This is a genomic window from Pseudoalteromonas distincta (assembly GCF_005877035.1).
Lineage (GTDB): Bacteria > Pseudomonadota > Gammaproteobacteria > Enterobacterales > Alteromonadaceae > Pseudoalteromonas > Pseudoalteromonas distincta.
The window spans coordinates 2,184,636-2,196,472 of sequence record NZ_CP040558.1 but is presented as its reverse complement, the minus strand read 5'-3'; the positions used below and the strand labels follow the sequence as shown (position 1 = coordinate 2,196,472).

Annotated in this window: 8 protein-coding genes; 7 read left to right on the top strand and 1 reads right to left on the bottom strand. The window is 37.5% G+C overall.

Translation table 11 applies throughout. From position 1 onward, the window contains the following. Window positions 1–8 precede the first annotated feature (8 nt). A complete protein-coding gene (locus FFU37_RS09710) occupies window positions 9–3,317 on the top strand; it encodes a PKD domain-containing protein (RefSeq protein WP_138489381.1) in 3,309 nt (1,102 codons plus the stop codon). 1 nt (window position 3,318) lies between these two features. Then, a complete protein-coding gene (locus FFU37_RS09705) occupies window positions 3,319–3,840 on the top strand; it encodes a hypothetical protein (protein ID WP_138489380.1) in 522 nt (173 codons plus the stop codon). 74 nt (window positions 3,841–3,914) lie between these two features. Here FFU37_RS09705 and cysZ read toward each other — a convergent pair whose 3' ends face one another. Beyond that, the gene (gene cysZ, locus FFU37_RS09700) at window positions 3,915–4,625 is read right to left on the bottom strand and encodes a sulfate transporter CysZ (protein WP_175413922.1); all 711 of its coding nucleotides are present in this window, start codon (window positions 4,623–4,625) and stop codon (window positions 3,915–3,917) included. 310 nt (window positions 4,626–4,935) lie between these two features. Here cysZ and FFU37_RS09695 point away from each other — a divergent pair, with 310 nt between their 5' ends. The 5 genes from FFU37_RS09695 (at window position 4,936) to speA (ending at window position 11,834) form a co-directional block, all read left to right on the top strand. Beyond that, entirely contained in the window at window positions 4,936–7,188 is a 2,253-nt protein-coding gene (locus FFU37_RS09695) for a sensor domain-containing phosphodiesterase (protein WP_039489373.1), read from the top strand. Between the two features lie 211 nt (window positions 7,189–7,399). Beyond that, window positions 7,400–7,861 carry a GNAT family N-acetyltransferase gene (locus FFU37_RS09690; RefSeq protein ID WP_002958569.1) on the top strand — a complete coding sequence of 154 codons (462 nt, stop codon included), beginning with the start codon at window positions 7,400–7,402 and terminating at the stop codon, window positions 7,859–7,861. A gap of 232 nt (window positions 7,862–8,093) precedes the next feature. After that, window positions 8,094–8,963: an MYG1 family protein gene (locus FFU37_RS09685; protein ID WP_138489378.1), complete on the top strand. Its 870-nt coding sequence runs from the start codon at window positions 8,094–8,096 to the stop codon at window positions 8,961–8,963. Between the two features lie 77 nt (window positions 8,964–9,040). Beyond that, complete coding sequence (locus tag FFU37_RS09680; protein WP_138489377.1) at window positions 9,041–9,373, top strand: YnfA family protein; 333 nt, start codon at window positions 9,041–9,043, stop codon at window positions 9,371–9,373. 547 nt (window positions 9,374–9,920) lie between these two features. Beyond that, a complete protein-coding gene (gene speA / locus FFU37_RS09675; RefSeq protein WP_138489376.1) occupies window positions 9,921–11,834 on the top strand; it encodes a biosynthetic arginine decarboxylase in 1,914 nt (637 codons plus the stop codon). Window positions 11,835–11,837 lie beyond the last annotated feature (3 nt).

Here is an 11,837-nt window from a genome sequence, read left to right as displayed (position 1 = left end):
GGCTAAAAGTGGTAAAAAACAATATTAATAAATGGCTAAGTTTACTTTTTTTATCACTTTTAATCACAGGTTGTGGCGGGGGAGGCGAAGGTAGTGATTCAACTACGGCCCCTGGTAACACTGCGCCCAGTGTTACGCTTTCGGTTAGCAGTAACGTTATTACTTCTAATCAATCATTTACTATTACAGCGCTTGCAAGTGATAGCGACGGACAAATTGCCAGCTATCAATGGCAACAACTTAGCGGGCCCGAGTTTACGTTTACCTCTAACGGTAACACGCTTACAGCCACTGCACCTAGTGTAACAACCGATACGACCTTTAGCTTTTCGGTTACAGTTACTGACAACTCAGGTGCTACTGCACAACAAGTTTTTTCAGGCACTATCACCTCTCAAAATAATGCTCCTACAGTTAATATAACAGGCCCAAGTAGCGCACTTGCCAGCACACTAGTTAGTTTAGTTGCTAACGCTCAAGATACAGATGGCACTATAAGTAATATTAATTGGATTCAGTCTGCTGGGGACAATGTTGAGTTTTCACAAACTGATGGAGTCCTTAGTTTTACCGCCCCTAATGTATCTGAAAATACAACGCTAGGTTTTAGCGTAACCGTAACTGACAATGCAGGTAAAAGCGCTCAAGCGAGTAAAACGGTTTTAATTAATCAAGTAAATAGCGCGCCAACAGTCATTGTTACAGGCCCGGAAGAAGCTGAAAAAGATGACAGCGTAACCCTAGTTGCAGATGCACAAGACAGCGATGGTAGTATTAATAGCATAACTTGGCAGCAAATAAGTGGTCCTGTAGTTGAACTTACTCAAACACAAACAAGCATTAACTTTAATGCGCCCACTGTTGCACAAAATACCAATATTACATTTGTGGTTACTGTAACCGATGACGATAACGCTACAAATAGCGCTCAAAAAACAGTTGTAGTATTAGCACCAAACAATCCACCAGCTGCAGATGATGTAAGTATTAGCGTGCAATATAATCAAGCCACAGAATTTAGTTTAGTAGTTAGCGATGCTGATAACGATACCGTTCAGATTGATTTTGGTGATGATTTAAATGGTGCACAAATTAGTGTTATTGATGCACAAGCCTTACTTTTTAGCTACACGCCTCCTGCAAACAGTATCACTTCACAAAGCTATACGTTAACTGCGTCTGATTCAAAAGACACAACCGAATTTACCCTGAATATTACTGTGGTTGATTCAACGCCCGCAACAATTAGTAATGTAACACCCCAAAATAATAATGACCCAGTCCTTGTAGATAGCCCTGTTAGTATTACATTTTCAGATATTATGCTAACGAGCACTTTAGCAGTTAATTCTAGTAGTGGTGCTTGTACAGGAAGTGTACAAGTGTCCGTAGATGATTTTACTACTTGCTTGGCCTTAAATATTGAAAGTTTGTCGGGTACTACTAGTGACACAAGTACTTATTTTCATACTGTAAATGTAAGCGCAAGCTTTAATGAAGATAGCCAATATATTGTCCGTGTTACAGCTGATTTAACTAATTTTGATGATACGGCCATTGAAACGCAAACAGCTACTTCTTTTACGACCTCTAGCCAAGATATAAAAATAACTGAAGTTTCTTCTGTGCAATTTAGTAACGACTTACCTTGGATTGAAATTTATAACGGCACAGGGGCTGCTGTAAACTTACAGAGTTATTCGCTTAAAACCCGCAGTATTAATATGATTAATAGCTCGACTAGTGCGCAGACAACTTTTTCACTGCCCAATAAAGAGCTTGAAAATGGTGAGTACCTTATTTTACAAAGCAAGTTTGGAGATGATTTTTTAGTCAATGCATCAGTTAACAATCCTAAAATAGCGCTTGTGGGTAATGCTAGTGATGAAATTAGACCTTATTGGTACATAAACGGTTTCGTAGAATTACTTAATAGTGCAGGTACACAAACAATCGACTTTGTAAAATTTGGTAACTCAGTACAAGAACCAGTAACGCCATCACAATGGCAAGGTGGTAACGCAGAGCAAATCATCTCCGAGCAAGGAGGCAGCTTAAAGCGCGAGCTTAATGCGACAGACACTAATCAAAGTACTGATTGGAGTTATTCTGTGTTTAACACACCCGCTGGGCCAAACAATATAAATTGCACAATAGATGATGATGAGGATGGTATTCCTGATTGCGCTGAGCAACAGGGTACAACATTCGCGGGTTTACCACTTTATGAGTGGGGGGCGCGTACCTCACAAAAAGATATATTTATTGAAGTTGATTATATGGACAGCACTGATGTAGGTATTACTCCACATCGAACTGCACTTGAAAAAGTAGCCACTGTTTTTGCAGGAAAAGGCTATACAGTCCACTTTGACGTAGGTGATTTGTTTGATCGAAATACAAATACAGCACCGCAAAACTTTGATTTAGGTGGCGGAAATCTTGTCCCTTTTAACAGCTATACCCCGTTTGAATACGATTTAAGTAGCCCTAATTTATTTGCTTATAAAATGGAATTTAGCGATATAACTCGCAGGCCCATTTTCCATTATTTATTAATGGCAAGTAGTGGTAACGAAGACGGTAGTATTAGTGGGTCGGGTATTGCTGAGATAAGCGGTAATGATTTAATGGTAACTATGGGAGGCTGGGGTTTAACGCTTGATACGCAAGTAGCAACCAATGTAACTTATAATTATCAAGCATCAACAATATTTCATGAGTTAGGTCATAACTTAGGTTTATACCATGGCGGTGATGAAGAAGTTAATTTTAAGCCTAATCATTTAAGCTCTATGAACTATTTATATCAATTAGCGGGTTTATCAACAATAGGTAATAACGAAGGCGATCGCTACTATGAGCGTTTTTACCCAGGCAATGCTAGTTGCGATATTGCACCAAATACTAATAGTCATTTAGGCTCTACGGATGATTTTATTATTGATTATTCAAATGGTAGTTCAGCAGATTTAAATGAAAGCACCATACTTGAAGTACAGGGGTTAAATAGAAATAGCTCACTACCAGTTGATTTTAATTGTAATGCAATTAACACCGAAAGCTTAACCAGCTTTGATACTAACCAAGATAATACAATATCAATACTGAGTGATGTAGATGAGTGGAGCGTGCTTAATTTACAGTTTTATATGCAAAGTGCAGGTAATCGATTTGGCGTGCCAAATACAAATAACAGTAAGGTGCATAATTTACAAAGCTCGCCTGCTAATATTGAAACGCTGCCCAGTTATATAAAAGAAGCACAGCCAAGTAGTGCAATTATTGCTGAATTAAAAGCAATTAAAGAGCAATAGTATGAAGCCAATGCTAAGCACTAAGTTTATTATCTTGAGTAGTTTTTTTAGCTTACTAATAGCGTGTAGCGATACTAACAATGCACGTGAGTGGTTACTAAAAAATGATAATTTGTATTATAAAAATACAGCTGTTGACTGGCGAATTGAATCAGTAAAGGATTGTAATACATGCGTTATAAGCCAAGATGTTGTTTATCAGCCTGAGGGTATTAGCCGTTATAATACGTTAATGCAGAGTCAGCATTGGGTCGCGGTACATGAACTAAGTAAAATCAATGTCATTCGTTTAAAGATGCCAGACCAAACACCTTATTTATACGTAGAGCGTGTAAAAGGTCAAATACTAAAGCTGTTTGATCAGCAGCAAAACTACAGTATAAAAATTGGTGAAGTTACAGCCGTTAATATTAATAATCAGCGCTTTAGTATTTTGATTAAAAAATTTGAAGAAGTAGATAAACAAAGCAATGCATTACCAAGGCGTGCATCGCTTGAGTTTATTGCTTTAAAAATAGATTAAAAAAAGCACCTTAGGTGCTTTTTAATCTAGGGTGCGGTGTCCTTCGGATATTAAAAAAGTTAGCAACCTTTTAATTAACTGCGATATTTTGGACGATAGTTATCTACCCATAAACGTGTTGCGCCGCACACTGCGACTGGCATAACTATTAAGTTTATAAAAGGGATAGCAGTTAACAACATAACAGCAAAACCAAATCCGTATGATAAACCTTGCTTAGATTTTAAATCGTCTTTCATTTGCTTAAAGTCAATTTTATGATTATCAAACGCATAGTCTTCGTATTGAACTGCGTACATCCAACAAGTAAACAACACCCATAGTATTTGACCAATGACCGGTAAAACCCATAACAATATAAAAAAGCCAATTGCGCGAGGAAGGTAGTAGCATAGTTTTGTCCACTCACGGGCAAGCATGCGAGGTATATCTTTAACTAGTTCGGTAAAGCCGTCATCGTTAATTTTTTGACCTGTTAGGTGAAGCTCAACTTTTTCACTCAAGAGCGCATTGAAAGGGGCTGCAATAAAATTAGTGATAACTGTAAAGAGCATACTATAGCTAAACAAAACAACTAATACAGCAATAGGCCACATTAGCCACTCTAACCAGCTTAACCACTCGGGGAGCATGATGTTTATGTAGCTAAAACTATCACTTAACCAGCCAACTAAAAAAAACAGCGAGCTACCAAACAGCAAAATATTAATTAATAGCGGAATAAGGACAAAACGCTTTAGCCCTTTTTGGCTAATTAATTTAAACCCCGAAAAAAAGTATTCCATACCTTGTGTGATCTGCACTGTAACCTCAAAAAATATTTACCATTACTTATAGTATAAATAGCTTAAAAATTTTGAACAGTACTTTTAAGTAACAAAGTGTTAGCTTTAATATTGTGGTTTTGTTTATATAGTAACAATAGGTGTTCAGTAATATGCAACTATGATTATTTAAGACAGGCCCGATTATTTTTTGCCAATAAAATAAAAAACTTACTAATCATGACTATACTGAACTTTACTGCGTAAGAAAAAAGCGCTTGATTAAAGCTTTTGTTGTTTCAATGTGTATAAATAATACGGGTAAAGGAAAATGGGTACGGATAGGTTAAAAAAGTTATTATCTCACCAGCAAGGCATTTTATCTAAAATAGCATTAGGGGTACCTTTAAGTGAGGTGCTTACTGAAATTTGTTCATCAATCGAGCAGATTATTGATGATGAATCCGCTAGGTGTTCAATCTTATCAGTTAAAGGCCAGCAGCTTTTTCATTGCGCAGCTCCTAATATTCATCCAGAGTACTGTAGTTTGCTTAATGGAGTCTATATAGGGCCAAAAGTGGGCTCATGTGGTACTACTGCATTTTCGAAATCGCGCACTATTGTTGAAAATATCGAAACTTCACCGCTGTGGGAGGACTTTAAAGACTTAGCACTAAAGTTTGGTCTTAAGTCATGTTGGTCAACGCCTATTTTTTCAACTCAAGCCGATTTATTAGGCACCTTTGCTATCTATCACAGCACTCCTAAATCACCATCAAAGCAAGATTTAGAGTTAATCGATTTTTTTGTGCACTTTTCTAGTATCGCTCTTGAAAAAAGTAACGAATTTAACAAAGCAAAACAGCTTCTCGCGAATTTACAGCAAAGTAATGAAAAGTTTAAAGCCTTCACTAAGGTAATGCCCGATCTCATCCTTATTTTAAGTGAAGAGGGAATTTATACCGATGTGTATGGTACCTCTAATGAGTTACTGCTTGATTCAAGCAAGGACCTTATTGGTCAAAGTGTTAAGGACCTGCTCTCCCAAGACGATGCACAAATGATAATGGACGTTATTAAAAAAACACTCTCGACTAACGAGACGCAAATTTTTGAATATGAATTAGCTGTACCAAAGGGCAATATAGTTTTTGAAGGCAGGGCTGCTGCATTAGATCATTACCACCCCAATAGTCCTACAAAAAGGCACGTAGTATGGATGGCCAGAGATATTTCAATAAAGAAAAAGGCCGAACAAGAAGTACATAAGCTTGCCTTTTACGACCCATTAACGAATCTTCCAAATAGAAGAATGCTTAGCGACAGATTAAGCATGTGTGTGGAGAGTGTTAAGCGAGATAAAAATATAGGGGCGTTATTATTTTTAGACCTAGATAATTTTAAGCGTATTAATGACTCACTTGGGCACAGTGCGGGTGATGAAGTACTTGTGGAATTATCAAAAAGGTTAAGCGCAATAATAAAAGGATCTGATACGTTGGCCAGAGCGGGTGGCGATGAGTTTATTATTTTACTAAAACACGTTGGAGAAAATACACAGCAGGCGAGCATCAAGTGCAAAATAGTAGCCAAAGAGATTCAAAGAGCTTTTCATGATAAATTTGAAGTGGGCAACCTTGCATTTCAAGTAAGCTGCAGCATAGGTATTTGTCTAATTGATAGCGTAAATGCGCAGGCAGGCAATATATTAAAATTTGCAGACACGGCTATGTATCGTTCTAAAAATAAAGGGGGGAATAGCAGTAGCTTTTACGATCCAGCCTTACAAACACTGCTTGAAAAACAAACTGAACTAGAAACCGATATAGTCAGAGCGATTGCATCTGATGAGTTTTGTGCTTATTTTCAGCCTCAGGTAAATACGTATGGTGATGTTATTGGTGCTGAAGCACTCATTAGGTGGAACCATCCTCAAAAAGGGTTAATAGCGGCAAACGAATTCATACCAATTGCAGAGCAATACGGGCTTATTCAAAAACTACAAAATATTGTTTTACATGATATATGTATTTTAATAAACGAACTTAAAGCAGATAACATAATTGACGACTCGTTTAGTGTTTCAATTAATATTAGTCAAAGCCAGTTTAATTCATCAAATTTAAAAGGAGAGCTGTTTAGCACTATCAATAAATTTGATATTCGAGCGCAGCAAATTAAGTTAGAAATAACTGAGTCAATGCTCTCAAGCGATATAGATTATACAATTAGACAAATGAAAGAACTCATTGCCGCTGGCTTTTTATTTTCGATTGATGATTTCGGAACCGGTTACTCCTGCTTAGCGTACTTAAGTGCGTTTCCTGTTAAAGAATTAAAAATAGATAAAAGCTTTATTGATAAAATTTTAGATAGCACGGTTGGCTTTAATATTGCGCAAACAATTATCAGTTTAGGAAAAAGCTTAAACTTAGAGGTAGTTGCAGAGGGCGTAGAAACAACAGAACAATATGACTTACTTAAAAAAATGAATATTGACGCCATGCAAGGCTACTTAATTGCAAGGCCGATGGATAAAGAAGGCTATGCAAAATGGCATAGCGCTAATACCAATGCGCAATAATACTTGAAGACTACTATTTATTAATTAATTAGTAATAACCTAGCAAAATTCACACACTTGCTAGGCCACTTTTGCTCTTTTAGCTGGTGAAATGTTATAACTCATATGCTAAATAAGGAGTAAAGATTTTTTAATTAAACAATGCTAAGCTATGACCGCTTAAATATATTATTTAAAGCTTAATAAACTTATAACAATGAATGGAAGCTTTATGCAGTTAGTCGATTTGAACCCGAATGATCCCGACGTGGTAAATGTATTTGATGATATAGACCGACTTATAAACTCTTTATATCCTGTTGCTACCGCACAGTCTCTGGAGTTAAACGAATTAACCTTACCTAATGTGTACGCTATTGGTTTAAAAACTGAAGAAGGTATTATTGCCTGCGGTGCGATTGTAGAGAAATTTGATACTCAGCCTTATGGCGAAATAAGACGTTTATATGTAAAACCAAGTCATCGTGGTAAAGGGCTATCAAGACGTATTATGCAGATTTTATTGCATCAAGCTGGCGAAAAACAAATCCCGTTAATACGCTTAGAAACAGGCCCAAAACAAATAAAATCAATCAATTTATATGAAAATTTAGGCTTTAAACGCTGTAGCAGTTTTGGCTCATATGTAGATAATCCACAAAGTGTTTTTATGGAATTAGGGCTTAGTAAATAAGTTCATTAACGCTGCGACATGTTAAAGCTTAATGTGTCGTAAATATCTGCCTTCATTATTATCTTGTAATAAAAGTCATACTCAAACTAGTAACTATAAAAGCAGCTTTTATAGTGATGCAAAAATACTTCACTGTTTTTAACACCTGTCTTCGTATAAAATCTGCCTCGATAATTAGTGACTAACTTACAAAGCGAGAATTTTTATCTTTTCTAAAAGTAGCAATAAACAAATGAGCGAAATAACAGTAGTAACCCACAATGGTAATTTTCATGCAGATGACGTTTTTAGTATTGCGGTACTTAAACATGTTTTGCCAACGTTTAAATTGGTACGCACACGCGATAAAGCGCTTATAGAAAGTGCCGACTACGTAATAGATGTAGGTGGGGAATACGATCCTGAAACTAATCGCTTTGATCATCATCAACGTGGTGGTGCAGGCGAGCGAGAAAATGGCATTCCTTTTTCATCATTTGGTTTAGTGTGGAAAAAATACGGCTTAGCACTGTGTGATGATAACCAGGCCGTTGCTGATAGAGTGGATTCAGGCTTAGTTTCAACTATTGACGCCATTGATTGTGGTCATGTTGAAGGTGTATCAAAAGGGATAAGCTTGAGCCAAACAATTTCAATGTTTAACCCTACATGGGAAGAAGAAAGTAACTTTGATACCTGCTTTGATGAAGCCGTTGAATTTGCAGCACGTATGCTCATTCGTTTTATCGCCTCAGCTCACGGTAGTGTTAATGCAAAAGAGATTGTCGCCAAAGCAATTGAAAATGCAGACGATGCCAGAGTAATCGTGCTTGAAAAGTACACACCGTGGAAAAAAACAGTGCATATTTTATCAAGTGAGGCGCTATACATGGTTTACCCATCGCATTCTGGGCAATGGATATTACAAACAGTACCCGTTGAGCCTGGCTCGTTTGAAGATAGAAAATCGCTTCCTAAAGCATGGTCTGGTTTATCTGATCAAGCGTTCGTAGATGAAACAGGTATTGATGACGCTGTGTTTTGCCATAATGGTTTATTTATAGCGGGCACTAAGTCGTTTGAAAGCACAATGAAACTTGCCACCATGGCGCTTAGCGAATAACAACGCAGATTCATAACGAATACTAAGCATAACAATTTGTATTGATTGTTATGCTTGTTATTTTTGCGCGGAGCATTATGTTTGAATTAAAAACAATCGCACTTTTTACTATTACAGCCTTAGCAGAAATAGTGGGTTGCTATTTGCCCTACCTTTGGCTAAAACAAGATAAGAGCATTTTACTTTTAATTCCTGCAGCGTTAAGTTTGGCACTATTTGCATGGTTGCTCTCTTTACATCCTACTGCTGCCGGGCGTGTGTATGCAGCTTATGGCGGCGTATATATTTGCGTTGCGCTATTATGGTTATGGGTTGTAGATGGCGTAAAGCTTACTATGTGGGATATTATCGGTGGTCTAGTTGCACTGCTAGGTATGTCTATAATTATGTTCGCCCCAAAAAGTGCATAGCTAGCTTATACTCAATTAATCGAATTCGCTTATACACTACTGCAATTTCCCACTTTCAATACCACAGGCAATACCTAACGCTACATATGCGCCAAGTAATGATTGAAGCTGGTGGATGTATGCTAAGCGTTTTTGACGTGCAGTTTTTATTCACTTTGCAGAATACATAGGTATTACTTGGCCACAACACGTTGGCTAAACTGTAAGTAATTGAGGTGTTGAGAACGCCTTGCTCTAACCGATCAAAAGTAAATTTTATAAACAAAGTAACTCAAGATGAATTTTATTGAACGAGCTCATTCATTTTTACTAATAAAATTTATAATGAGTCATTTAAAAATAGCCATTTTTTATAACTTTTCTTATCTTTAAAAATCATCAAAGTCCTGTTTTATATATGCTAGCGGGCAATAGTTGTTTGGTTATTTTTTTAACATCAAAAATCACTCGTTACGAGTAAAAATACTTGTTGGACTTGAATCTCTATTTTTCTTTTAATGCGCGGCACTAGCCGAGTCGGCATTAATTAAATAAAAGAGAAAGATAAATGAAAGAGACAACATCACTAGAACAAGCTCGTACGAGCTACAATGTTCGTCATTGGAGCCAAGGTTTTTTTGGTATTAATGATCAAGGTGATGTGTATGTTGCGCCCAAGGCTCATGCCCCAGAGCAAACCATTGCACTAACAGATATCGCAAAGCAACTACAAGATAAAGGTTTAAGCTTACCTGCCTTAGTTCGTTTTCCGCAAATTTTACACCATCGTGTACACAGCTTATGCGGCGCATTTAATACTGCGATTGAAAACTATGGTTACCCTAAAGACTACCTATTAGTTTACCCAATAAAAGTAAACCAACAACGTGAAGTGGTTGAAGAAATAGTAGCAAGCCAAGCACAAGTAGAAAAAAAGCAACTTGGTTTAGAAGCCGGCAGCAAGCCTGAATTACTAACGGTACTAGCACTGGCTGAAAAAACCAGCGCTGTTATTGTATGTAATGGCTACAAAGATAAAGAGTACGTACGTTTAGCACTTATTGGCGAAAAGCTAGGTCATAAAGTGTATATCGTACTTGAAAAGCTTTCTGAGCTAGACATGGTCCTTAGCCAAGCAAAAGAGCTTAACGTAAAACCACGCATTGGTATTCGTGTACGTTTAGCGTCGCAAGGTAAAGGTAAGTGGCAAGCGAGTGGCGGCGAAAAATCAAAATTTGGTTTATCTGCATCGCAAGTTTTACATGTAGTTAATCGTTTAAAAGGCGCAAACCAGCTTGATTTATTGCAGCTAGTGCATTTTCACTTAGGGTCACAAATGGCGAACATTCGTGACGTACGTTTAGGTGTAAGCGAAGCTGCGCGTTTTTACTGTGAGCTACGTAAATTAGGCGCAGAAATTAATTGTCTTGATGTAGGCGGTGGTTTAGCTGTTGATTACGACGGCACGCGTAGCCAGTCACATAACTCTATGAATTACAGTTTAGCTGAATATGCGAATAACATTGTGTACACCATTGGTGATACATGTAAGCAATATGAGCAACCAATGCCGACTATTATTTCTGAGTCGGGTCGTGCGCTTACGGCGCATCATGCTGTGCTTATTTCTAATGTTATTGGTACTGAAAGTTACACGCCAGAAGAGTTAGTAGCTCCAGCGGCAGATGCCCCCCTGTTATTAAAAAATATGTGGGCATCGTTTGTACAGTTAACTGATTTAACGGATGACCGTGCATTAATTGAAATTTATCACGATAGCCAAGGTGACTTAGCTGAAGCGCATAACCAGTTTGCACTCGGTTTATTAGACTTATCGCAGCGTGCATGGGCTGAACAAATTAATATTCGTATTTGTTATGAACTCAACAAGCACATGGATAATAAAAACCGTTTTCATCGTCCGATTATTGACGAGTTAAACGTACGTTTAGCCGATAAGTTTTTTGTAAACTTCTCGTTATTTCAATCGCTTCCAGATGCATGGGGCATTGATCAAGTGTTTCCGGTATTGCCATTAAGTGGCTTAACTGAAGCGCCAAAAAAACGTGCCGTATTACTTGATATAACCTGTGATTCAGACGGCGCACTTGAGCATTACGTAGATGGACAAGGTATTGAAAGTACACTACCAGTGCCAGAGTTTAGTGCTGATAAACCTTATTTAATGGGATTTTTCTTGGTGGGTGCTTATCAAGAAATTTTAGGTGACATGCATAACTTGTTTGGCGATACGCACAGCGCAATTGTTAATATGGATGAGCAAGGCGTTGCAAGTATTACCGAGATAAACCAAGGTGACACTGTTGCCGATATGATGCGCTATGTACATTTAGATGTTGAAAGTTTTCAGCAATCATACGAGCAGTTAGTAAGCACTAAAATTGAAAAACACGAACAGCAAAGCGTTTTAGACGAGTTGCAAAGCGGCCTTGATGGCTACACTTATTTAGAAGAGTTATAAGCA